This window comes from Vibrio galatheae (assembly GCF_000967545.1).
GTDB lineage: Bacteria > Pseudomonadota > Gammaproteobacteria > Enterobacterales > Vibrionaceae > Vibrio > Vibrio galatheae.
In genome coordinates, this window is the sequence record NZ_JXXV01000005.1 from 130,480 (window position 1) to 155,850 (window position 25,371).

Genomic DNA, 25,371 nt, shown 5'->3' on the forward strand with positions numbered 1-25,371 from the left:
GGCAATATAATACATATCAAGGGGGTAAATGCAACAAAAAAGTTAAAAAATTTGTGGTCAAGCGATTGCGTTGACCGTATAATCCCTCCGCAATATCTAATCCAAATGTAATTGGTTAGCTAAAACCATTTACCCTCATTATGCGAAACGATGAGATTGGATTGTTCTTTTTACTCCTCTAATTGTGAGATATTGCAAATGCTAAGAATTGCCAAAGAAGCGCTGACATTCGACGACGTACTGCTTGTGCCAGCACACTCCACCGTTCTCCCAAACACAGCTGATCTTCGCACTCAGCTTACCAAGAACATCACCCTAAACATCCCAATGATTTCGGCGTCTATGGACACCGTCACTGAAGCTCGTCTAGCGATTGCGCTAGCGCAAGAGGGTGGCATTGGCTTTATCCACAAAAACATGTCGATTGAGCAGCAAGCAGAAATGGTTCATCAGGTTAAAATTTACGAAGCTGGCGTGGTTTCACACCCAGTGACTGTGAATCCTGATGCCACGATCGCCGATGTCGTCGCATTGACGAAAAAGCACGGCTTTGCTGGTTTCCCTGTTGTTACCAAAAACAACGAGTTGGTTGGTATTATCACTGGGCGTGATGTCCGCTTTGTTACTGATCTTTCAAAGAAAGTTGATGCAGTCATGACTCCAAAAGAGCGTCTGGCCGCGGTCAAAGAAGGGGCAACACGCGAAGAAGTTCAAGAGAAAATGCACAGCGCTCGCGTTGAAAAAGTACTGGTTGTGAATGACGAGTTCCAACTTACCGGTATGATCACCGCCAAAGACTTCCACAAAGCAGAACGTAAACCAAATGCGTGTAAAGATGCTCAAGGTCGTTTACGTGTTGGTGCTGCAGTTGGTGCTGGTGCTGGCAACGAAGAGCGTGTTAAAGCGCTAGTTGAAGCAGGTGTTGACGTGCTACTTATCGACTCTTCACACGGCCACTCTGAAGGTGTGCTTAACCGCATTCGTGAAACGCGCGCTGCTTATCCAGATCTAGACATCATTGGTGGTAACGTCGCAACAGGTGCTGGTGCTAAAGCACTTATTGAAGCAGGCGTTAGCGCTGTAAAAGTTGGTATCGGCCCAGGTTCAATCTGTACCACTCGTATCGTAACGGGTGTTGGTGTTCCTCAAGTAACCGCTATTGCAGATGCCGCTGAAGTGGCGAATTCATACGGCATTCCGGTTATCGCTGACGGTGGTATCCGTTTTTCTGGTGATATCTGTAAAGCTATCGTGGCTGGTGCATCTTGTGTCATGGTTGGCTCTATGTTCGCGGGTACTGAAGAAGCACCTGGCGAAGTCATTCTATACAATGGCCGCTCTTACAAAGCTTACCGCGGAATGGGCTCTCTAGGCGCTATGTCTCAGGGTTCATCAGACCGCTATTTCCAATCTGACAACGCAGCAGACAAGCTAGTACCTGAAGGTATCGAAGGTCGTATCGCTTACAAAGGTCGTCTAAAAGAAATCGTTCATCAACAGATGGGTGGCTTGCGTTCAAGCATGGGTCTTACTGGCAGTGCAACAATTGAAGATATGCGTACTAAAGCTGAATTTGTGCGTATTTCTGGCGCTGGCATGAAAGAGTCTCATGTACATGACGTTCAAATTACCAAGGAAGCACCAAACTATCGTTTAGGTTAATCGAAACTGATTGATACAACCCTGACGAAAACGTTTGCTTTTCTCTTGAAGCATTAATAAGAGGCGAGTAAACTCGCCTCTGTTTTAATAACTTAGCTTATAAGACTGCTCAAAATGACTAAAAATATCCATGACCAACGAATTCTGATCTTAGACTTCGGTTCTCAGTACACTCAACTTGTTGCTCGCCGCGTCCGTGAAATCGGCGTTTACTGTGAACTTTGGAGCTGGGATGTAGAAGAATCGGATATTCGTGAATTCAATCCCGACGGCATCATTCTATCCGGTGGCCCTGAAAGTGTCACCGAAGTGAACTCTCCGCGTGCACCACAATATGTATTTGACTCAGGTGTTCCTGTACTGGGCGTATGTTACGGCATGCAGACCATGGCAGAACAGCTAGGTGGTAAAGTTGCAGGTTCTACTGAACGTGAGTTTGGCTATGCGCAAGTAAAAGTGTCTGGCGAATCTTCAATCTTTAAAGATCTTGAGGCGACTCAGGATGTTTGGATGAGTCACGGTGACAAAGTTGTTGAGATTCCACAAGGCTTTGAAAAAGTTGGTGAAACTGACACTTGTCCTTATGCGGCAATGGCGAATGAAGAGAAAAAATATTTCGGTGTTCAGTTCCACCCAGAAGTGACGCATACAAAGCAAGGCCTGCAAATGCTAGAGAATTTTGTTCTTGGCGTATGTGGTTGTGAGCGTTTGTGGACATCAGAATCGATCATCGAAGATGCAGTGGCGCGTATTAAAGAACAAGTGGGCGATGATGAAGTTATTCTTGGCCTATCTGGTGGTGTAGATTCATCTGTCGTTGCTATGTTGGTTCACCGTGCTATCGGTGACAAGCTAACGTGTGTATTTGTTGATAACGGTCTTCTTCGTCTTAACGAAGGTCAGCAAGTCATGGATATGTTTGGCGACAAGTTCGGCCTAAACATCATTAAGGTAGATGCTGAAGAGCGTTTCCTGAAAGCACTTGAAGGCAAATCTGATCCTGAAGAGAAGCGTAAGACGATCGGTCACGTATTCGTCGACGTCTTTGATGAAGAATCGAAGAAGCTGAAAAACGCGAAATGGCTCGCTCAAGGTACCATCTACCCTGATGTTATTGAATCTGCGGCTTCTAAGACGGGTAAAGCGCACGTGATCAAATCGCACCATAACGTTGGCGGCTTGCCAGATGATATGGAGATGGGACTCGTTGAGCCGCTACGTGAGCTGTTTAAAGACGAAGTACGTAAGATTGGTCTAGAGCTAGGCCTACCTTACAACATGCTTTACCGCCACCCGTTCCCAGGGCCTGGTCTAGGTGTTCGTGTTCTTGGTGAAATCAAGAAAGAGTACTGCGATCTATTACGTCGAGCAGATGCTATCTTCATTGAAGAACTGCACGCAGCCGATCTTTACAACAAGGTTTCTCAAGCGTTTACGGTGTTCTTGCCGGTTCGCTCTGTTGGTGTAATGGGCGATGGCCGCAAGTACGATTGGGTAGTTTCGCTACGCGCAGTTGAAACCATCGACTTTATGACCGCACATTGGGCGCACCTACCATATGACTTCCTAGGTAAGGTTTCTAACCGCATCATTAACGAAGTAGATGGTATTTCTCGCGTGGTTTACGATATTTCTGGTAAGCCACCTGCGACGATTGAGTGGGAATAATTTCCGTTTAGAATCGAACAGTAAGCCAGTCTTCGGACTGGCTTTTTCTTTATCCATCATATGCTTTACACATCGCAGCCTTTGTCGTTATCACGTAATTAATGAGTTTAGTGTTTTCTTGAATCTACTCGACACTTTTGACTAACTCCTTGATGAAGAATTACGTTGTAAGTTGAGAGTGGCTCGCAAACTAACCTTCTTACCTCATACGAGTCGTGAAGTTCGGTTAGGAGTTAACTAGTCTTGTCGTCAGCAATTCACACAAGGACTTGTTTGATGAAGAAAACACGCTATCTCGCCGCACTTGCACTCGTGTCTGCGGCATCGACATCTTGGGCTACGATGAACATTCAGCCCGACCCTCAAAACGCTAATGGTTACATCGTTTCACGCGCGGATATTGAAGCTGCTGAAAGTGAAAAGACGGCCGATCCTATGTACCAAATCTGGGCACAAGCACTGAGTACGGCCCCCAATACAGTCGTTGAAGCGATTGATTCTGGCTTAGTAACCAATCCAGATAACGTCAAACGTGCAGAGCGAGTCTTTCCGCAAGCCGAATGGGGCTTTCTCACCCACATGGCTGCGCCAGAATACACGTATACCCGCTTTCTACGTGCGATAGGTAAGTTTCCAGCATTCTGTGCTGAGTACACCGATGGTCGAGATTCAGATGCGATTTGTAAGCGTTCAATCGTAACCGCGTTTGCTCATTTCTCTCAGGAGACTGGTGGACATATTGCCAAGGATAATATTTCCGATAACCCATTGGCATTGGAAGAGTGGCAGCAAGCGCTTGTGCATGTTCGTGAAATGGGCTGGTCTGAAGGGCAGGAGGGTTACACCACGGGTTGTGGTCAAAATGACTGGCAAAATAAAAAATGGCCATGCGCGACAGGGCAAGGTTATTTTGGCCGTGGTGCCAAACAACTTTCTTACCACTTTAACTACGGCGCGTTCTCCGAAGCTATGTTTGATGGCGATGCCTCGGTGTTGCTCAATAACCCGGGCTTAGTGGCGGACTCTTGGCTTAACCTTGCGTCGGCAATCTGGTTCTTTCTCACCCCCCAAGCGCCAAAACCTGCGATGTTACATGTCATCGATAAAACATGGACACCATCACAGCGTGAAATCGATGCCGGTATTGGTTACGGTTTCGGTACCACAATTAACATCATCAACGGTGGTATTGAGTGCGGTGAACAAAATAAAGAAAAAGGTCAGCCGGTTAACCGCATTCGTTATTGGGAAGGATTGTCTGACCATTACCAGATCCCGCTTGACCCTGATGAAAAGAACACGTGTTGGCAACAAACGCCTTATGGCAGTTTAAATCTGAATGGGGCAACTGATGTGTTGTACACCAACTGGGATGGAAACTGGAAATACTATGCTGATAGACCCGGTGGTTATTCGTTTGAGTGTGAATTGGTGGGTTTCCAAACAGCCTATTCGGCACTGGTTCCTGGTGATTACGAAAAGTGTGTGACCAATTTTTATGGCTCACATGCGGGTTGGCCGCAAGTGCGTATTGTTGACACCTTAGAGCCAAGCGAACCAGATCAAGGTGAGGGAAGTGGATGGAGTGTAAGCAAGGTTTATAACACCGGCGATGAAGTAACGCATCAAGGCGCGACATACAGAGCGAAGTGGTGGACACAAGGTGACGATCCAAGTTTAGGTGGGCCGTGGGAACTGCTGTCAGAAACGCCGAACGAGCCCGTTCCTGAACCAACGCCTGATCCTGAACCTGCTCCGGAACCAGAACCGGCACCAACACCAGATCCTGATACGTTTATCGAGTGGCAACCTGGTTCAAGCCAAGTCGCTGATGGTGACAAAGTGACTTATTTGGGTAAGTGCTTTATCGCTAAAAATGGCCCCGGCGTGTGGGAATCTCCTACTCAGTCAAATTGGTTCTGGGATGAAATCTCCTGTCAGTAACATTCGTTTAAACACTAAATAATGTGAAACAGCCCTAAGTTATTTGCTAGGGCTGTTTTTTTTCTATTTAGCTATTGTGCGATGTTCATGTCATTTAGGCTGATAATTGAATCAAATGCGCTCAAAGTTTTCATTTGATGTTTTTTGCAACCTTAGATTTCGATTCCGCACGCTATCTTTTTAACTAAACATATCTAAAATCTGCGCGTAATTTTTATTAACTTTTTTTAAAGGTGCGCAAAATGTCAACAAAACTGGCAAACCCTGCTCCGTTAGGTCTAATGGGTTTCGGTATGACAACCATCCTGCTCAATATCCACAACGCAGGTTTTTTTCCTATTGACTCTATGATTTTGGCAATGGGTATTTTTTACGGTGGTCTAAGCCAAGTTCTAGTGGGCATGATGTGCTTTAAACGCGGTGATACATTCGGCACTACGGCATTTACGTCATACGGTCTATTTTGGCTGACACTGGTGGGTTTACTGGTTATGCCTTACATGGGATTACCTGCAAGTCCGGCAAACTTTATGGGCTGGTACTTAGCATTGTGGGGCGTGTTCACTGGCTTTATGTTTATTGGCTCGTTATGTTACCCAGTGGCAAAGCAAGTGGTGTTTGGTTCTTTAACTATCTTATTCTTCCTCCTAGCGGCACGTGATTTTACAGGTAGTGAGTTGATCGGCACGATTGCTGGTTTCGAAGGTATCTTCTGTGGTGCGAGCGCGATTTACTTTGCTATGGCTCAAGTGCTTAACAACGAATACGGCCGTACAATCTTACCAATCGGTGACAAGAAGTCAGCTCAAGTTAAGCTAGAGCAAGTGGCTGCTTAATCAAATTGAAAATTCAGCTGTCGAATCGTTTGAACTAGGGCAACTGAAAATGGGAACATAATGAAAGGGGTTAGCCATTGGCTAACCCCTTTTTCTTACCACTGCTTTTTATTTATAGCTTGTCGCTATTAGGTTGAAGGCTGCTCAACCTGTTTAGAATCTAGTTCTGATTCTGGCTCTTTACCTGTCTTACGACGGTATTTATCTTCCCAGTAGTCAGCGCCTTTGATACCCAGTTTTACCGGGTTAAACGTGTATTCTTCAACACCTTGTTTTTGCTGTTCTTCGTAGTCATTTAGTGCTTTCAATGCAGGCTTAGACATGAAGAATATGATCAAAATACCAACGATATTCAGCCACGCCATTAGGCCAACACCTACGTCACCCATTGCCCATGCAAGGTTAGCGGTCTTAACTGTACCGTAGAACACAACCGCGATGAGTGCCACTTTTAGTAAGAACATCAAGCCATTAACTTTGATGTGACGACGAATGTACGCGACGTTTGTTTCTGCGATGTAGTAGTAAGCAAGAATCGTAGTAAAGGCAAAGAAGAATAGCGCAATAGCGATGAATGGTTTGCCAATCCCAGGCAAGGCGCTTTCAATTGCCATCTGAGTGAATACAGGGCCGTTCGCCGCGATATCAGCCGCGACATTTTGCACTAGGAAACCTTCTGCGCCATGCACGTTGTATGCACCTGTAATGATGATCATAAACGCTGTTGCTGAACAGACTAACAAGGTATCGATGTAGATAGAGAATGATTGCACTAAACCTTGCTGAGCTGGGTGATCAACACTAGCCGCTGCGGCTGCGTGAGGTCCTGTACCTTGACCCGCTTCGTTAGAGTAAACACCACGTTTTACACCCCAACCGATAGCAGCACCAAGTCCAGCCATAGGAGTAAATGCATCACCGATGATCATTGAGAATACACGCGGTACTTCACCAATGTTAAGCAGAATGATAATGAAGGCGGTAACGATGTAAGCCAGTGCCATGAAAGGAACAACGATTTGAGTAAAGCTAGCAATACGTTTCACGCCACCGAAGATAATGAACGCCAGGATAACTGAGATCACCGTGCCAGTAAAAATCTTAGCAAAGCTGAAAGTACCGATGGCCGTTTCAATCATGTCACCAGAACCGAATGCCGCTTCAACCGCATTACCGATACTGTTTGATTGAACGCCTGGCAGTAGGAAACCACAAGCAAAAATGGTTGCAATAGCAAAGACCCAAGCATACCAAGTTTGACCCATTGCTTTTTCAATGTAGTAAGCCGGACCACCGCGGAATTCGCCGTTATCTTCTTCTTTATAGATCTGCGCCAAAGTTGATTCGGCATATGCCGTGGCCGCGCCGAAGAAGGCAACAACCCACATCCAGAATACAGCACCTGGACCACCAAAACCGATCGCTGCTGCGACACCTGCAATGTTACCTGTACCGACACGACCAGACAGTGAAACTGCTAGTGCTTGGAAGGATGAGATACCTTTAGTGGAGCTTTTCCCTGAAAGAAGTAAACGCCACATTTCAGTAAAGTGACGAACTTGAACAAATCGAGTCATGACTGAGTAGAACAGACCTGCGCCAAGGCAAAGATAAATCAATACCGGGCTCCAGATAATTCCATTCAGAAAATCAACAAATGACTGCATAAGTATTTTCCCTGTTTGTTTTAATGGTTGTTTTCTGAACAGGATATTACCCTTTTTGTAATGCATTTGTTAATTAATTTATTTGTCGGTGTTAATTAGCGTGAGATGAAACACAAAATGCTGAAAATTAATTAAAATTTAGCGTTTGATAATTTACTTATTTCTAATTCTTTAGGTGTATATTTTATTTGAGAGTCAATTTGGTGATTTGTATAGATGGAATGCACCCTATTTTCCTTAGTGTATATTTTGTTAGTAAGGAATAAATAAGGTGATTATTCTAGTGGAGTGGTCGGTGGGTGGCTGATCAGAGAAAAAACAATCTAAAGGTAGCGTTCAATACTTAGCTCAGGGAGTATGCGTTGACCACTGGCAGTCATAACTTCAGTTAATATATCTGCGGATCCGCACGCCATAGTCCAGCCTAGCGTTCCGTGCCCGGTATTGGTATACAGGTTATCTAGTTTGGTTCTACCTATGATTGGTGTCCCGTCGGGTGTCATAGGACGAAAGCCGGTCCAGTATTCTGCTTTTGTAAAATCAATGCCTTGTGGAAACAGGTTACTGACGACGTGATTGAGTGTCGCTAAGCGCTTGTCGGGTAGGGCAGGGTCAAATCCTGCTAGTTCAGCGGTTCCAGCCACTCGAATTCTTTGCGCAAAACGGGTGACGGCCACCTTATACGTTTCATCCATAACGGTTGAGGTTGGTGCGTGCTGTTCATCTATGACGGGCAAAGTTAGTGAGTAGCCTTTGACTGGATAGACCGGCATATTGATACCCAGTGGCTTAAGCAAAGCTTTAGAATAACTGCCTAATGCGACAACGTAGTGGTCTGCTTCGATCTCTCCTTGAGAGGTGTTTACCGCGACAACCTTACGGTCTTCTTCAACCAAATTCACTACATCCGTATTAAACAAGAACTTCACTCCTGCTTGCTCTGCCATATGCTGAAGTTGCTGACAGAATAGATAGCAATCGCCAGTCTCATCGTCAGGTAGGTAAAGTCCGCCAACCAGTTCTCCTTGCATGTTAGCCAGCCCAGGCTCTTGCACTAAACACTGACTTGGATCGAGTAATCTACACGAAGTACCGCTCTCTTCTAGTAGTGCAATATCCTTTTCCACCGCTTTCAATTGAGCGTGGTTACGAAATATTTGTAGCGTCCCTTGGCGTCGACCTTGATAGTTGAGTTCAAACTCTTGGTTTAGTTTGGCTAAACAATCACGGCTACGGTTGGCAATGGTCAACATACGTGATTTGTTGACGCGGTATTTATCGATCTGGCAGTTGCCTAGCATTTGTCCAGCCCAACGGATGAGCTCAGGATTGAGAGAGGGTTTCACTTTGAGCGGAGCATGTTGCTCAAACAGCCACTTTATTGCTTTGGTTGGGATACCAGGTGCGGCCCACGGCGACGAGTAACCGTAAGAGATCTGTCCTGCATTAGCAAAACTGGTTTCTTCAGCTGCTCTTGCTTGTCTATCAACGACGGTCACCTCGAATCCTGCTTGGGACAAATACCATGCGCTGGTTAGGCCGATAACGCCACTTCCTAAAACGACAACCTTCACGATCTCTACTCACAGTTTGAAATTTTGCTAAGAATGATGAGTTTACATCTGGTTAACAATCGATAAGAATTAATATCAGGCTTTAGATTTTCTAAAGGGTTGATATGAAATCGACACTACTTCATGGGATTAACTTAATTTGTATTATTGCTCGCCACCAAAGTTTAACCAGTGCTGCAAAGGAATTGAATTTAACTTTAGGTGCGGTGAGTCAGCAGCTTCAGCAGATAGAACAGCGTTTAGGTTTTAGTGTATTTGAACGTCACGCACGTGGCATTCGCCTGACTGAACAGGGGAAAAAACTGGTCGATGCAACCAGTCATCATCTGGCTGCGATCGAAGACAATGTGTTTCAACTGACTCAGGTGTCTGAGCGCAAACAGATCCGACTTAAACTAACCCCTTCGTTTGCCTTTAAGTGGCTGGTACCAAAGCTTGAAAACTTTCATAAGCACTATCCGGATATTCAAATTCACACCTTTGCCGAAGGCGCGCTGGTGGATAGTGACAACCGGAATTTTGATATTGCGATTGATTACGGCTCGATTCCTTACAAACATCCCGATGCCGAGTTATTGATGGAAGAGTCTTTGTTGCCTGTAATGAGCCGAGATTATTTTGCCCAGCACTTTGATAAAAGTAAGGGGGAGCTTGGTTGGCATAACGTCACTTTACTCCATGATGTAATGCCTTGGCAGGGGGCGGTAAAAGACTACGAATGGTTATTTTGGGCGTCTCATCAACAACTCGATTTTGATACCAATCGTGGCCACTTTTTTAATCGTGCCGATATGGCGATGTCAGCAGCCGAAGCTGGAGTGGGAATTGCTTTGGCCCGTGTCGCGCTGCTTGGTGATGAAGTTCAGCAGGGAAAATTGGTTGCACCGTATGCAGCAATTGCAGCGAATGCGGGTTATTTCGTGATCACGCATATCGATGATCCGAACACACGTCGGTTTAAAAATTGGCTGCGCGAACAAGTGGTTACCAATTAATCTATAAATAACAATGGCATGACCATATGCACCCACTACACTTATTATTGGACTGGCTTCTGCTTCTCAGAAGTCAGTGGTATTTGGGGCAGCGCATATGGAATCTCATCAAGGCCAATGCAGCTATCAAAACCCTGATGGCTGGAGCTGCGATCAACCGTGCGGAGACTCTGGTTTATGCTACTGGCATGATCCACAAGTCGATAAAAGCAATCACGACGTAAAAGATCAGGTTGAGCAATGGGCCGCAGCAGGTAAACCTTTAGACGGATTTCAGTTGGCAAAAACAGACCTTGAAGACATTGATTTGGTCAATCGAGGCAGTAAACAAGGATATCAATGTCGAGGCGTTGATTTCTATCGAGCGAACTTAACCGATGCTCATTTTTTCGGCTTAGATCTACGTGGCTCATCTTTGATGAAAGCCAGATTGATTGGTGCAAACTTACACTGTGCCAAACTGGACAATTGCAATTTACTGGGGGCAGAGCTTTCACGGGCCAAACTGGAAAATATTGAATGGGGTGGTTGCCTCAAGCAAGAATTTGACGCGAATAATGCACTGAAAAAACGCGATCGTAAAAAATCGATCATGTTGTGCCAAGAAGCAGAAGAAGTTTGTCGCAATATTCGTAAACAGTGTGAGAAGCAGGGGCTATTTGAAATGGCGGGCGATTTTTTTAAGCGCGAGATGCGCTACCGCCGTTATCAAATGCCTGTGCTTAGTTTGAAAAGAGTGATTTCAAAAGCGGTCGATCTGTTTTGTGGTTATGGCGAAGACCCGATAAGGGTGGTGGGCTTTTCGATCTTTTTGATCTTAGTTTGCGCGCTTGCTTACTTCTTCTTAGACACTACAGGTGCTCATCCGCTTTATGAAGATCTGACGGGATGGCAGTTTTATCTATTTGAGTTTCTCAATTCGCTCTATTTTAGTGTCGTGACCTTTACCACACTCGGCTATGGCGATATATCCCCGGTTGGCTTTGCTCGCTTTATCGCCGCCTGTGAAGCGTTTTTAGGCAGCTTTACTATGGCGCTGTTTGTGGTGGTGTTTGTAAAGAAAATGACCCGCTGATTGGGCTCCTTAGCGAGGCATTAACGCGCTTGAGATCCAATCACTAGCTATGATTTGATCATCTTTGTGCTGATTAGAGAAATGCTCGACCAAGGCGGATAAGTGCTCGCCATTGTCGCACATCGTATTGGCAATAAGATCCTCAGAGACGATGATCTCGCTGCTTTGAGGATACGCCTGAGTTGTCACTTGCACAGGAACGATAAATTTAGCCGCGCTGGCACTATGCTGCTGTTTGAGTCGCCTAGCTTGCTGGTGAATATACGCCTGTGATTCTGCTGTGTAATGATCATGGTTGAAATCAAACATCAATGGGAAAATCAAGCCACGATAAAGAACTACAGCATCAATATCGAGTTGTGACTGACGATGTGACAATGCCAAAACGATATCACCCGCCAAGTGGGGGAGTTGCTTGAATTGCTGCTTGAGCAGTTCAACTCTGCGTGGCCAATCCGACCCCGTGAGTTGTGAGCAAAGAATAGCGGAGTCTGTGGTGACAAAATCAAAAATTGAACTTGAGTATTGGGCGTGCAGTGTCATCGGCAGTGCGTCGTGTCAGTAAAACTGTGAGGCTAGCGAACAAATCAGGATGATGCTAGCACATTGCGTAGAGAGTTTGACGTGAGTATTGCCGGCAACAAAAAAAGGATTACCTAATGGCAATCCTTTTTTCTCTGTCATGCTTAAGCTGCGTTGGCAAACTCGGCGAGAAAGCACTCTTTGCGCGCATGAAAACGCTCAACTAAGTCATCCACAGCCTCTTGGTCGTATGGTTTCAAGCCACTTGCCACCATGCGCTTGATGCCTCTCCCGACCACTTCGCCATCTTCTTTAAAGGTAAAGTTTAATGTCACGAGGCCACGTTTACCTTCCACATCGAATGTCGCACCTGAGAACTCTACTTCTGGGTGAGTTAGGTCTAAGCGCGAGAATTCAACTTCCATGCTTTCGTAAATAACCAATGGGCGTTGACAGTTGATCATCATCTGCGCTTCTTCCATCAGCGGTACCATAATATGCGGGAAGTTCATGCCAGAGAACTGAACATAGCTGGTTACGACATGCTCGATAAATGCTGCATCTTGGCTAACTTCACCTTCGCGCGACATGTGTAAGTACTCTTTCGCGTTTTGGTCGACAACCGCACTCTCTTTATCACATTTGTTCTCAATCGAAAGCGAAATACCATCGTTGACCATTCCAGAGAAATCGAAACGCATTTTTTGGCTGATGCCTTCTTTAGTGAGTAGTACTGCGAAAAGCAGGTCACCAGGCACACAGAAGCGTTTGTTGTCTTCATCATGAATAGGGTTAAAGTCACCGGCCACTTTTTTAGCAAAATGACTTGCTTGCTGGCGAGTGAATTGGAATCGATTGTTATCTTGTGAAAAATACGGTGTTAGAAACATACTTTTATTCATGTGGCTATAACTGCCGCGCAGTATACATGAAGCGCAGTGATTAAATGGTCTATCCAGATCGTTTGTTTTTAATGTATTGATTTTAAATTAGTTGTGGCAAGTTTTAGTCTTAAATAGTTAACAGCTTAGCGTCGATTTTTGGATCGGATTTATGGACTAATAACTCAAGAGGTTGCGCGATGAAGTACTTTTCACCGCCAATGTAGCCGCAATGGGCTGAAAGGAAAATGAGATGAAAGGCGCTGAAACTCAGCGCCTTCACGATTAGTTCTGCGGTTTGATAAATGAGCCATAGATATCATGGCGACGGTGCTTAAGATTGGTCACAGAGCCTTCGGTATTCAATTGTTTTAACTTGGTTAAATCAACATCAGCAAAGATGATCATTTCTGTATTGGCATTGGCCTCAGTTAAGGTCGCATCATGGGGGAAGTAGATATCGGATGGAGAGAACACCGCAGATTGCGCGTATTGAATATCGACGTTGTCGACGCGCGGTAGGTTGCCAACGCTACCGCCTATCGCGACATAACATTCATTTTCAATGGCACGTGCTTGTGAGCAGATTCGCACACGTTGGTAACCGTTCTTGGTATCAGTCCAGAATGGAACAAAAATGATCTGCACTCCTTGTTCGGCCATCATGCGGCCCAGTTCTGGGAACTCACTGTCGTAACAGATTAAAATACCTATACGTCCCGCGTCGGTTTCAAACACTTTGACATTATCGCCGCCATCAATCACCCAATCTTTTTCTTCATGTGGTGTGATGTGAATTTTGTACTGAGCTTCGATGTGACCGTCACGTTGTAGTAAATATGAAACGTTGTAAAGTTTGTCGTCCTCAAGTACTGGCACACTACCTGCGATAATGTTGATGTTGTAAGTGACGGCCATTTGCGAGAAGCGATTTTTAATTTCTTCACTAAAGCTGGCTAAAAAGCGAATCGCTTCTACAGAGTTTTGCCCCTCTTGCAGTCCCATCAAGGGGGCGTTGAAAAACTCGGGAAACAACGCAAAGTCAGCTTTGTAGTTCGATAGTGAGGTAACGAAAAACTCCGCTTGATCCATTAAATCGTCCAAGTCACGCATGGCTCGCATTTGCCATTGGATAACACCAATTCGCACTAAGGTCTTTTCAATGTCGTGCACTGATTGAATATCTTCTTCGTAAAAGAAGTTATCCCACTCAAGTAGCGTCGCGTACCCTTGGGAAGCATCGTCTTCGGGTAGGTAGTTACGCATTAAACGTTTGACATCAAAGTCATTTGCTAACTGAAACGACAAGATGGGATCATGTAACTCGCGACGTTTAATTTTGTTGATGTATTCAGGGACAGACAGCTCATCGGCATGTTCCTGATAATTGGGAATGCGCCCACCAGTAAGAATGGCTTTGAAATTTTTGCTGCGGCATAATTCTTTACGTGCATCATACAGACGACGACCGAGTCGCAAGCCGCGATAGTCTGGGTGGACAAAGACATCCAAGCCATACATGGCATCCCCTTTGGGGTTGTTTTGAATGACGTTGTTTGCATCGATGATGTCGGTGTAGACATGAGGCAAAGAGAATCGGTTGTAATCCACTTTGATGGTCAGTGCCGCGCCAACGATTTTGCCGTTATCCTCGATACATACTTGCCCATCGGGGAATTGGCGGATTAAATCCATAATCGTGCTTCGCGGCCAAGCGCCTCCAACATCGGGAAAAACGAGATCCATCAACTCGGCAATTTCTGGATAGTCAGCTTGTTCGATTGTTCGCAGTGAGAGCTTCGGCGTCGTGTTGTCCATAACAGTGTTCCATTTTTACAGCGTTAACATCAGCTTAACACAATACGTCCTGAACCTTAATTGCTGTGCCAATACAATCGAATAACTCTCATACTCCTGAAACTATTTCTGTATACGCAACTTAAGCGATAAAGCTTACTAAGTAGAAACCGTTATGGAGATAATTAATTGCGCCATTGAGAATTGTGCGTATCAGTTACTGATTCGCGCTGTTGTTTTCTACCAAGCTATTGCGTTTTTGCTGCTCTTCTAATTGGATGACTTCTTCATCCAACTCAGCAATTTTAGCTTTCATTAATTGATGACAATGCTCAGCAAGGGCGCGTGCGTCTTTTAGGTTGTAATGGGAAGTGTCGATTGGTGCGAGCATCTCGGTGATCACTATGCCGTTGTTGCGACGGTTAAGATGGATTTTGTTGTGTGTGGTGCTGACCACCATAGGTGTGATTGGCACGCCAGCTTCGATGGCCATACGAAAAGCGCCACTCTTAAATGGCAACAAGCCTCGTCCTTTACTGCGAGTGCCTTCTGGATACGCCCAAACGGAAAGGTTGCGCTGGTGAATCGCTTCGGCAACTTGTTTTATGGTGTCGCGTGCTTTGGACTTGTCTTCGCGGTTAATCAGAATATTACCGGTAATCCAGTAAAGTTGACCAAAGAAGGGCACCCACAATAGTTCTTTCTTACCCAATGACACAGTACGCGGCCTGAGCATTCCTGGAGCAGTGACAAAATCGAAGACACTCTGATGATTGGAAATATAGACGCTGTTGTTTGGTGTCGGTGCATGTTCTAGTCCACGTTGAATGATCTTCAGGCCGATCAGTTTGTGTAGTTGGCTAAACCAACGACAAAAGAAGTAGACGTGTTTGGGATTTCTTGGACTGAATAGACAGTAGATCAGCGCAAATAGCGTCATAAAAATAATATAAACGGCGGCGGCTACAAGGCGGGCAATAGCTAACACAACAGGCTCCTTTCTTTTCAAATCCACACACATGGCGAGTTGATAAAGTTAGAGTTTTCATTCTATTTAACCAAATTGCAACAATTTGTTTTTCATTCTCGAAGCGAGCGTTGTTTTTCTGTTTTTATCTAAACGTGTTGCCACTACTGAATCACATTGCGATGAGGTGAATTGGAGAAGGTGTCTATTGGCAATGATAGCCGCAAGCAAAAACGCCAGCGCATGAGCGACTGGCGTTTTTATCACAGTCTACAGTTTAGACTGTGCTCGGTTTAAGCGATCATGGACGGCAAGCCAGTCGTCGCTGATTGGTGGACGCTCGACCCAAATCTCATTGCAGCCCCATTGATCAGCTTCGTCGAGCGCGCGATAGAGATCATGTGAATAGCGGGACACATCATTTGGCATCCGCTTTGATTTAAAGTTTCGCGTATCAATCTCTGACATGTGTAAGCAGGCGATATTTGTTTCTTGTACCCGTTCAATATCAGACAAATCAACCAAGCGGACTTTAGTGTTGGGTTGATAGTGACTGGTGACATTGCCAGGGACGGCAACCGTATGTGCTTTCGGGGACAGTACTTCTTCGCCTAAGGTTGCAGCAAGTTGCGCAGCGGTAACTGGGCCACTACGCAAAATGCGAAACGGTTTTTGAGTCAGATCGATAATGGTGGACTCTAAGCCGTGAGCGCAGTCACCACCGTCAAGTACTGCCGCAATTTTACCACCTAGTGATTTAATCACATGCTGCGCAGACGTTGGGCTGAGCTTTTTGTATGGGTTGGCTGATGGCGCTGCGACAGCCATTCCTGATGATTTTATCAGCGTGGCGAAAACATCATGTGCCGGCATACGAATACCTATGGTGTCCAATCCGCCCGTGACTACTGGCGTAGCTTGATCTGCTTTATCGAGTAATAAAGTGACCGGACCTGGCCAGAATGCGTCGGCAATTGTGTAGGCTTGCTGAGGGATGTTTTTTGCCCAGTCAGACAGTTGTTCTACATCACCAATATGAACGATCAATGGATGATCGGCAGGGCGTCCTTTCGCGGCAAAGATTTTTTTTACCGCTTCTGGGTTTGACGCATCCGCAGCAAGTCCGTAAACCGTTTCGGTCGGGATAGCAACAAGTTCGCCAGACGCGAGAATCGTTTTCGCTTGTTCGATATCGTTGTTGTCACTTGCCAAAAGGTGTTGCGTTTTCAATGTCTCTTCCTCAATCAACCACATAGGTTAAAAAACTAGCCGGCTATTTTAACCATGTTTCACAAAGTTTCGACGTTTATTTGAGAATGAAATGTATCTATCGATAATATTTTTCTTTATAAGTCGATCTTTCAATCGCTTATTGGCAATAATAACCAGAGTACTAGTAGAGAGCAGAGAGACAGGAGGCGTAGCGTGAGATTGGAATACGATTACATCGTTGTCGGAGGTGGAATCGTCGGTGTATCGACCGCGTGGCAATTGCAAATGCGCCATCCTCATCGTTCTATTCTACTGCTCGAAAAAGAGTCTCAATTGGCGTGTCACCAGACCGGGCATAACAGTGGGGTAATTCATGCGGGCGTTTATTATGCGCCTGGCAGTCTCAAAGCGCAGTTGTGTAAAGCTGGGGTCGAGGCAACGGTTAATTTTTGTCATCAACATGGCATTAAAGTCGATAATTGTGGAAAGCTGTTAGTGGCAACAACGCCACTTGAAGTCGAGCGCATGCAAGCGCTCTATACTCGTTGTGAACAAAATGGCCTAGCTGTTGAACTGATCGATCAGCAAGAGCTGAAAAAACGCGAGCCAAATATCGTGGGTTTAGGGGCCATCGCTGTCGCTGAAACCAGTATTGTCGACTACCGCCAAGTAACGAAGGCAATGGCCGATGAATTTCGCTTATTGGGCGGCCAAGTTCTGCTCGAATCTGAGGTGGAGGCGTTAAAAGAAACGCTTGATGGCGTTGAAGTGTCCGTGGCTAACGGACAGGTTAAGCGCCTATTTCATGCTCAGTTACTGCTGGTATGTTCTGGTTTAATGGCAGACCGTTTGACTCGTATGATGGGAATAGAGACCGATTTTCAGATCATTCCCTACCGAGGTGAGTATTACCGACTCCCGGCAGAGCACAACGATATCGTCAATCATTTGATTTATCCGATTCCAGATCCCGAACTGCCATTTCTTGGTGTTCACCTTACTCGAATGATTGACGGCAGTGTGACGGTAGGGCCAAATGCGGTTCAGGGCTGGAAGCGTGAAGGTTATGGGCGTGTTAATTTCAGTTTCGGTGATGTGGCCGAGATGCTTGCTTTCAGCGGTTTTTGGAAAGTCACCGCCAAACACTTTAAAACGGGATTGCTTGAAGCGAAAAACTCTTGGTTTAAGTCCGGCTATCTCAAGTTGGTCAATAAATACTGCCCTAAAGTGCAGCTTGAAGATCTTACGCCTTATCCGGCTGGAATTCGTGCTCAGGCGGTGCTGAAAGATGGTACGCTGGTTCACGACTTTTTATTTGCTGAGAGTCCACGCAGTTTGCATGTTTGCAATGCGCCATCGCCCGCCGCAACTTCTGCAATTCCAATCGGCAACTACATTTGCGATAAGATTGAAACAAAATTAGCCAAAAAAGTATGAGTTAGTTTCAGTTGTCATAAAAACTTCACATTTCTATTTTGAATGGAGAGTTGAGATGACTCGACGACCTAAGGTTATGATATTCCCCCATTCATACTTTCGTACTAACCCTAGACCTAAACTTTTGAACTAAACCTCAATGATCCGCGCCAGCCTCTTTCAAACGCAGTTCAAGCATCTGAGCTTGTGATTTTTTAATCCTAATCAACAGCCTAGCTCAGCTCGAACTCGGCCTGCTCCCAAAGCCCCCATGTTTTGTTACTCCTTAGCTGAAATTTACATACCACCCACTATTGACCAAACTGTTAGTAGTGGGGTTTCAGGACTGGAGGCCATGATGCTAGACAGAAAAAACATTAGCGTGCAATTGAAATGGGCTGTTTGGGGTTGCGTACTTTCGTTGCCATGGCAAGCTTTAGCACAAGATTTGACCACTGACACGGTCAGGCCGGGAACTGTAATTTATAAGATCAGTGCCAATGCTACGCAGAGTGATTTAAAAGGACTCAATGCCCTGCTCAAAAGCCACGGCTTGGTTTCGGAGCGAACACTCGACGGCAGCCAGATTGTTATTGCAACGTTCGAGCATCATGGGCGCGAAAAAGCAATCGCGAAGATTTTGGACAAGAGTGGTTATGTTGAATTTGCAGAGCCCGATTTTGCTCTTGAGCCCACTCTCGCGCCCGACGATCCTCTCTTGAGCTATCAGTGGCACCATAATAGTGTCAACAGTCGTCAGGCTTGGGATCTTACTACCGGAAACAGCTCGGTATTGGTAGCAGTGTGTGATACTGGATTTGATGTGAATCATCCTGATTTAGAGCCAAACTTGCGCATAGATCTCGCGTTTAACGCTCAGGATGGAACAGATTATATCTTTGACGCGAATGGTCACGGTACTGGTAGTGCTGGTACTTTAGGGGCTGTTGGTAATAATAGTATCGGTGTGGTTGGTGCAAACTGGGATGTGGATATAATCCCAGTACGAATTGCGATTAGCGACCAAAATAGTTCCGCTTATATTTCGACAATGGCAACTTGTATTGAATATGCCGCTAACAACGGTGCTCGGGTGGTTAACCTCAGCTACGGAGGCATTCAATATTCAACGATAGATGCTGCTGCTCAGTACTTAAGAGCAAGAAATGGCTTGTTGTTCATGTCTGCGGGGAATAGTGGTGAAGAGCACGCGGGTTATCCTGACTACGTTAGCTTGGTAGGGGTTGGAGCGACGGATCGTAATGATGCCAAAGCCAGTTTTTCAAGTTGGGGGGCCTATGTTGATGTGACTGCTCCTGGGGTTGATATCGCAACGACTTACCCAGATAACCAATACGTTTACTATAGCGGTACGTCATTTTCTTCCCCGTTAACAGCGGGTATTGCGGCACTCATGGTGGCGGCAAACCCTACAATAACCCCAGATGAAATTGAAAATGGATTGTTTTCCACTGCGGTTGATATTGGCGCAGTAGGTGATGACAACGTATTTGGACATGGGTTAGTTGATGCGTTTGCAGCGGTTAGCTACGCTCAGAACTTAGGTAACTTTTCCCCTCCTGTTGCAAATCTGGTTGTTAGTAGTAATTCGGTATCATTTGGCACCGTGATAAGTTTTGACGCAACTGGCTCAAGTGACTCTGATGGCAGTATCACTTCGTACCATTGGAATTTTGGCGATGGCAGTTCGTCAAACAACTCAATGGAGAGCCACACCTACTCCGCTGCGGGCAGTTATCAGGTGAGTTTAACGGTTACGGATAACGACGGATTATCAGACTCAGAAACAACGACAATTCAAGTGACTAATGCGCTGCCGACACCGGTAATCAGCATCACTGGTTCGCAAAGCAGCTACGCCGTGAACGAACTTGTCTCTTTTGTTGGAGCAGGTTCTTCAGACTCTGATGGGTATATTACTAGCTATGAGTGGGACTTTGGCAATGGTGATGGTAGTGATTTAATCGATGTGGACTACTCCTATCCTTCTGCTGGGAACTATATTGTCACGCTCACCGTGACCGACAATGCTGGAGCATCAAACAGTAGCAATGTTACAGTTTCAGTTATTGACCCTTATGTACTTGTTGCACCCAGCAATTTAGCTGCGACGGTGGATGGTTTGCAAGTGACACTCACATGGCAAGATAATAGCTTGAGCGAAACAAACTATATTGTCGAGCGTGGTGGGAAACGGAGAGGTAAGGTCACGTTTGAGCCAATTGCGACACTTGATATGAATACGACGAGTTACGCTGAAACGGTTGAGCCAGGGGACTACACTTACCGAGTTACGGTTATCAATGTCTCACAACAGCTAAGTTCTGACACATTGAAAGTTACGGTGGACTCTGCGGCAAATCCAGACCCAGGTTCGGTAGCGGCACCGAGCAATTTGCAACTATCCAGTTCTGGAAACCAAGTCACTCTCACTTGGACAGATAACGCCAACGCAGAGCGTTTTGAGGTTGAGCGTGGCGTAAAAGCTAAAGGGCAGTTTGATTTTGCAAAGATTGCTGATGCGGCTAGCTCTACTTATATAGACTCCAGTTTTGGCGATTTGCAGAGTGGCAACTATGGCTACCGAGTAAAAGCCTTCAAGGGAACTGGAGAATCGAACTACAGTAATATCGTTGAAATTCGTAAGAAATAGACAGGGAAAGTAATGAAAGAGCTGACCGTAGGGCTGGCTCTTTTGTTTCTAGTGCGGCATTCATTTAATCGGTTCTACAAAAGGCTTCAATTCCACTACATTCCCTTCAGGGTCTTCAATATAGAGGGACCGACCGTATCCCTGTGCTCCGTATCGCTCTGCAAACTCGGATGTTTTTATCTGGTATTTCTCCAAATAGGCAATGAGTTGAGGTTCATCAAAAGCGCTTACTTGCAGACAGAAGTGATCAAGGTTGCGGCCATTTTGTTGCGGGGCTTTTCCGCCGAGTTTTCCTAACTCACTCTCAACGGTCACGATATCAATCAAAGCGTTACCCGCTCTAAGTTGAGTTAAGCCAAGCTCTTGTTTTTCACGTTCAATGGAGCAGCCCAATATATCGCGATAAAATTGCAGCATCTTATCGAGTTGACTGGTGCGCAGTACCACATGATCAAGCGCAACGATCTTAATTGGGTTTTCCATAAAATAACTCTCCCTTACTCTTTCTAGTTAGTATACGCAGTTGTGCTTTTTACGATCCTATTTCCCCCTAATTTAATAAACAAAATGGGCGCTTAAATAAGCGCCCATTGGGTGTGATTTCTGTTGTTAAACCTAAACCGAGGCTTGTTTTGCCGATGTTTGGTAAACGGGAAGCTCAGTCCGTAATCCTTTGATTAAGCTGACACACATGACGAGCAGAACCAAAGTGAAGGGTAGACCTGTTGCGACTACTCCTGACTGCAATGCTTGCAGCGCTTCTTTACCACCGATCCAAAGCATGACTGCCGCAATGGAACCTTCAATGCATGCCCAGAAAATTCGCTGCGGGATTGGAGCGTCGATCTTACCGCCGGATGTGATGCTGTCTATGACTAATGAGCCAGAGTCAGATGAGGTAATAAAGAAGATCAAGACCAATCCAATCGACAACACCGAGACAATCGAGCTATACGGTAACGCGTCGTAAACATGGAAAAGGGTCAATGAGATGTCTGTTAGACCATTTGCTCCTAGCTCTCCAACTTTATTGACCACTTGATCGATAGCGATACCACCAAATACTGACATCCAGATTAATGTCACAAGCGTTGGAATAGCAATAACGGCAATGATGAACTCGCGAACTGTGCGACCTTTAGATACGCGCGCTATAAACATACCGACGAATGGTGACCAAGACACCCACCATGCCCAGTAAAAGACTGTCCAGCCGTGCATCCAAGCGGAGTCTTCACGTCCATGTGGGTTGCTGAGTGGAATGATGTGCTGTGCATAAGCGATCATGCTATCCACAATAGAAGGCAATGCAATGTCGTAGCTGATGAAAACAATAAATGTGAGCAGAACAAAAGCCGCTGCCATATTGACGTTACTGAGTAGCTTAACGCCACCGTCGATACCACGAATAACTGACAGGATGGCAATAAAGGTCACAAACGCGATCACACCCATTTGCATACCTGCGCCGCCGTCTAAACCAAATACATGGTTGATACCGCTGGTGGCTTGCTGGGCACCGAGGCCCAGTGAGGTCGCCAAACCGAATAGCGTCGAGAGTACAGCTAGAATATCAATAATGTGTCCCGTCCAGCCCCAAGCGCGATCACCGATGATAGGGTAAAAAGCAGAACGCAGAGAAAGTGGTAAGCCTTTGTTGAAAGCGAAAAAGGCCAAAGAGAGAGCGACGATGGCGTAAATCGCCCAGCCATGAATGCCCCAGTGGAACATGGTGGCTCCCATCGCTAGCGATTTTGCTTGTTCAGTATACGGCTCTACATTCAGCGGGGTTCCCCACCAATCGGTATAGTAAGCGGTCGGCTCGGCAACACTCCAGAACAACAAACCAATTCCCATACCAGCAGCGAACAGCATTGAAAGCCAAGACAGGGTTGAATGCTCGGCTCGCGCATCTTTGCCACCAATGCGAATTTTACCTAAAGGTGATAGCAGCAGGCCGAGTGCAAAAACAATAAAAAAGTTGGCTGACCACATAAAGAAGAGGTCAAAATCAGCCATGATACTGTTTCGTAAACCGTTTAGCGCATCGCGAGCGGTGGCTGGATCAACGAGAAGGAGTGAAAGAAGGCAAAGTATTATAAGTCCAGCACTAATCCCAAATACGGGATTGTGGATATCGAAGCCCCACTTTTGTACGTTGTCTTGCCCAACTTGATAATCTGTGGTGTCGATACTGTATTTTTTTAACGCATTATCCATAAATACAAAGTTTACGCTTTTATAATGTGCTTATCTTTTTCAAGAAAAACACTAAAACCGCCCTCCATTTTGTTTGAGTTCAAATTAATATTTCCGGGCAATTTAAAGTATTTTGTGACTTAAATCAAATTTATTGGGGTTTTGTTACTTTTGTGATTGGATTTATTGTTTGTTCATTAATGTTTTGAGTTCGAAATTATATGTGGCAGAGAAGAAAAATAAACCTCCCTTTAAGTATGATTTTTAGCTTGGGAACGACTTTCATAAAGCGCACATCGCGCTAACGTTTTACTGACATTGTTGACAACGTGTCGGCTTTATTCCATCCGGTGGTTAAGCGATTGCCTATACTTGCAGCGCTGAAACGATGACCCTATTCAATACGCTCAGATACAAATTGCTAACCCGATGGAACAAGTGGCAGAAATTACACTTGAGCCAACAAGTGAGTATCAGCACAACGTTATCTAATTAGAAATGTTGAAAACAACAGTGGCCTAGTCGCAAGGTAGTAAACTCGCACTAAGCCACGCGTCTGTTTGTTACTTGTTGCTGCTAGAAATAGTGATGGATTTGGGCAGCATCAGGTATTTAGCGTCAACTAGGCCGCTAATTCGCTCACCCAAGCGTTCGACTTGGTTAAGCACTCCATTATGGTTTCTTCTGATAACGACACTTTTGCTTTCATCTTATCTAATAAAACCCAATTGGACGCTTCAATGGCTTCGGCTATAGAAAGCAAGTTGCCTAATGTTCCTTCTCTATCAACTAGCGCATGGGTGATGATATCAGACAGTGGTAGTGATGAAAGTACGTCTGTCAGTGCCATATCTAATAGACCATCCACTAGCGATAGCATGCCACATAAGTAAGCAGAGTCAGATAATGTCGGTTCATCGAGATGTGAAGCCAAGCACTCGATGAATTTGGCTCGATTGAGCAAGTTTCTCAGAATAATGTTGGGTTTATTTGGAGACAGTGCAGCAAGCGTGGTGTAAGTGACATATTTTCTTATCCTATCATCGCCTAGGTAAGCGAGCGCTTGACGAGTGCTCTCGATGGTTTTGCTGACTCGGGAATCACTGTTGACAAAGTTCAGAAGCTGCACCGAAAGTACAGGGTTTCTTTCAATGATTTGATTGACTTTATTCAAATCGACATCTCTTTTCGCCACTAATGTCGATAACTTGAATATGTCTAAAGCAGACGCAGATAGCTTGTGTGTCTTAATGATTTCCGGTTTCTGAAAGAAGTAGCCTTGAAACAAAGAAAAACCACACGCTTGCGCCTTTAGAAACTCTTCATGGTTTTCGACTTTTTCTGCGACGAACTGAATATCTGTGCTGTCTAAGCTGTGAATGATTCTCTTACACTCAACAAAGGAGAGCTCTCTGACATCTAATTTTATAAAGTCCACCAATGGGCAAAATCGATCCCACTCAGAAGAGGGTTGGAAATCGTCCAATGCAACCAGATAATTTTTCTCTTTCAACTCGACAATTGAGTTAAACAATTCATCTGTGGGTGAGCAGGTTTCCAGTATTTCAACAACGATATCGTTTGGTGAAAAATCAAAAGGAACACCGTTGACAATGTCACTATGTTCAAAGTTAACGAACCCCGGCTTACCATCTAGATTTCTTTTCTGAAAGGTTAAAAATTGCTCTGAAAGCAAGCGAAGGGTCGATCTGCTGGATGATGTTGGGAAAGCGTTTGCTTCCCCTTCTCGATACAACAGTTCGAAAGCAAATAGATCCTTGTTTTTATCTAGAATAGGTTGCCTGGCTACAATGGATAACTTGTTGGTTTGTTCTTGGCTGGTTGTACTTAGCATATAAATCCCTGACGTCGTCTTATAAATTTTTTAGGAAATGTAACTTATTGTCGTAAAGGGAAGTGTAGTACAAGCAAACGGACTTAGAATTGAATTGGTTTTAACTATTTAATTTTAAAGTGAAGGGCTAGCCATGAATACAACTGCTGAGTCTATTTGTTTGGGTATTGCCACAGTCAAAAGGCACTGGAACAAGTGATGGCATTCTGCGAGTAGGGCAAAGTTACAGTGACGAGTCAAATTGCCAATAACACTCCTGAGCAAGCCATGCTGGGGGATTTTTCTAGTGCGCTTGACGATGCGATTTTAAATAGTCATGAAGCTCATCAAGAGCAAATGATGCAATTGCTGTCTGATCCGAATCGAAATAAGCAATGTGGGCATGCAGACATCTCGAGTTGTTGAAATTTGTAACGGTAGACTTAAA

General features: G+C 45.2%; 19 protein-coding genes. 9 read left to right on the forward strand and 10 right to left on the reverse strand.

Annotation, left to right across the window (positions count from 1 at the left end):
- Positions 1-198 precede the first annotated feature (198 nt).
- The 4 genes from guaB to TW81_RS01880 all read left to right on the forward strand — a co-directional run bounded on the left by guaB (position 199) and on the right by TW81_RS01880 (position 6,110).
- Entirely contained in the window at positions 199-1,662 is a 1,464-nt protein-coding gene (guaB, locus tag TW81_RS01865; RefSeq protein ID WP_045954024.1) for an IMP dehydrogenase, read from the forward strand.
- 114 nt (positions 1,663-1,776) lie between these two features.
- Positions 1,777-3,330, forward strand: coding sequence for a glutamine-hydrolyzing GMP synthase (gene guaA / locus TW81_RS01870; protein ID WP_045954025.1), 1,554 nt, complete (start codon positions 1,777-1,779; stop codon positions 3,328-3,330).
- A gap of 276 nt (positions 3,331-3,606) precedes the next feature.
- A complete protein-coding gene (locus TW81_RS01875) occupies positions 3,607-5,274 on the forward strand; it encodes a chitinase (protein WP_045954026.1) in 1,668 nt (555 codons plus the stop codon).
- A 242-nt stretch (positions 5,275-5,516) separates the two neighbouring features.
- Positions 5,517-6,110 (forward strand): acetate uptake transporter, encoded by a 594-nt coding sequence (locus TW81_RS01880; RefSeq protein WP_045954027.1) that lies wholly within the window; start codon positions 5,517-5,519, stop codon positions 6,108-6,110.
- 128 nt (positions 6,111-6,238) lie between these two features.
- Here the strand turns inward: TW81_RS01880 and TW81_RS01885 are convergent, their stop codons facing one another.
- The gene (locus tag TW81_RS01885; protein ID WP_045954028.1) at positions 6,239-7,777 is read right to left on the reverse strand and encodes an alanine/glycine:cation symporter family protein; all 1,539 of its coding nucleotides are present in this window, start codon (positions 7,775-7,777) and stop codon (positions 6,239-6,241) included.
- A gap of 323 nt (positions 7,778-8,100) precedes the next feature.
- Positions 8,101-9,351 (reverse strand): D-amino acid dehydrogenase, encoded by a 1,251-nt coding sequence (locus TW81_RS01890; RefSeq protein WP_045954029.1) that lies wholly within the window; start codon positions 9,349-9,351, stop codon positions 8,101-8,103.
- A 104-nt stretch (positions 9,352-9,455) separates the two neighbouring features.
- Here TW81_RS01890 and TW81_RS01895 point away from each other — a divergent pair, with 104 nt between their 5' ends.
- Complete coding sequence (locus TW81_RS01895; protein WP_045954030.1) at positions 9,456-10,346, forward strand: LysR substrate-binding domain-containing protein; 891 nt, start codon at positions 9,456-9,458, stop codon at positions 10,344-10,346.
- 97 nt (positions 10,347-10,443) lie between these two features.
- Positions 10,444-11,421 carry an ion channel gene (locus TW81_RS01900; protein ID WP_045954031.1) on the forward strand — a complete coding sequence of 326 codons (978 nt, stop codon included), beginning with the start codon at positions 10,444-10,446 and terminating at the stop codon, positions 11,419-11,421.
- A gap of 9 nt (positions 11,422-11,430) precedes the next feature.
- Here TW81_RS01900 and TW81_RS01905 read toward each other — a convergent pair whose 3' ends face one another.
- The 5 genes from TW81_RS01905 to TW81_RS01925 all read right to left on the reverse strand — a co-directional run bounded on the left by TW81_RS01905 (position 11,431) and on the right by TW81_RS01925 (position 16,842).
- Positions 11,431-11,964, reverse strand: a complete 534-nt coding sequence (locus TW81_RS01905) for a hypothetical protein (RefSeq protein WP_045954032.1) — start codon at positions 11,962-11,964, stop codon at positions 11,431-11,433.
- 143 nt (positions 11,965-12,107) lie between these two features.
- Entirely contained in the window at positions 12,108-12,833 is a 726-nt protein-coding gene (locus TW81_RS01910; protein ID WP_045954033.1) for a DUF3581 domain-containing protein, read from the reverse strand.
- 276 nt (positions 12,834-13,109) lie between these two features.
- Entirely contained in the window at positions 13,110-14,642 is a 1,533-nt protein-coding gene (locus TW81_RS01915; protein WP_045954034.1) for a bifunctional GNAT family N-acetyltransferase/carbon-nitrogen hydrolase family protein, read from the reverse strand.
- A 196-nt stretch (positions 14,643-14,838) separates the two neighbouring features.
- Positions 14,839-15,609: a 1-acylglycerol-3-phosphate O-acyltransferase gene (locus TW81_RS01920; RefSeq protein WP_045954035.1), complete on the reverse strand. Its 771-nt coding sequence runs from the start codon at positions 15,607-15,609 to the stop codon at positions 14,839-14,841.
- 249 nt (positions 15,610-15,858) lie between these two features.
- On the reverse strand, positions 15,859-16,842 hold the full coding sequence (locus TW81_RS01925; protein WP_045954036.1) for an L-threonylcarbamoyladenylate synthase: 984 nt from the start codon (positions 16,840-16,842) through the stop codon (positions 15,859-15,861).
- A gap of 171 nt (positions 16,843-17,013) precedes the next feature.
- Between TW81_RS01925 and lhgO the strand changes: the two genes are divergently transcribed.
- Complete coding sequence (lhgO, locus tag TW81_RS01930; protein WP_045954037.1) at positions 17,014-18,237, forward strand: L-2-hydroxyglutarate oxidase; 1,224 nt, start codon at positions 17,014-17,016, stop codon at positions 18,235-18,237.
- 334 nt (positions 18,238-18,571) lie between these two features.
- Positions 18,572-20,890, forward strand: coding sequence for a S8 family serine peptidase (locus TW81_RS01935; protein ID WP_239424268.1), 2,319 nt, complete (start codon positions 18,572-18,574; stop codon positions 20,888-20,890).
- A gap of 60 nt (positions 20,891-20,950) precedes the next feature.
- On the opposite strand, the gene TW81_RS01940 is transcribed toward TW81_RS01935, so the two are convergent.
- From TW81_RS01940 to TW81_RS01950, 3 genes are all read right to left on the reverse strand, one after another.
- Positions 20,951-21,373, reverse strand: a complete 423-nt coding sequence (locus tag TW81_RS01940; protein WP_045954039.1) for a VOC family protein — start codon at positions 21,371-21,373, stop codon at positions 20,951-20,953.
- 132 nt (positions 21,374-21,505) lie between these two features.
- A complete protein-coding gene (locus TW81_RS01945; protein WP_045954040.1) occupies positions 21,506-23,110 on the reverse strand; it encodes a BCCT family transporter in 1,605 nt (534 codons plus the stop codon).
- 601 nt (positions 23,111-23,711) lie between these two features.
- Positions 23,712-24,944, reverse strand: a complete 1,233-nt coding sequence (locus TW81_RS01950) for an EAL and HDOD domain-containing protein (protein ID WP_045954041.1) — start codon at positions 24,942-24,944, stop codon at positions 23,712-23,714.
- Between the two features lie 228 nt (positions 24,945-25,172).
- On the opposite strand from TW81_RS01950, the gene TW81_RS19165 reads away from it, so the two are divergent.
- On the forward strand, positions 25,173-25,349 hold the full coding sequence (locus tag TW81_RS19165; RefSeq protein WP_156980884.1) for a hypothetical protein: 177 nt from the start codon (positions 25,173-25,175) through the stop codon (positions 25,347-25,349).
- The last annotated feature ends 22 nt before the right edge of the window (positions 25,350-25,371 follow it).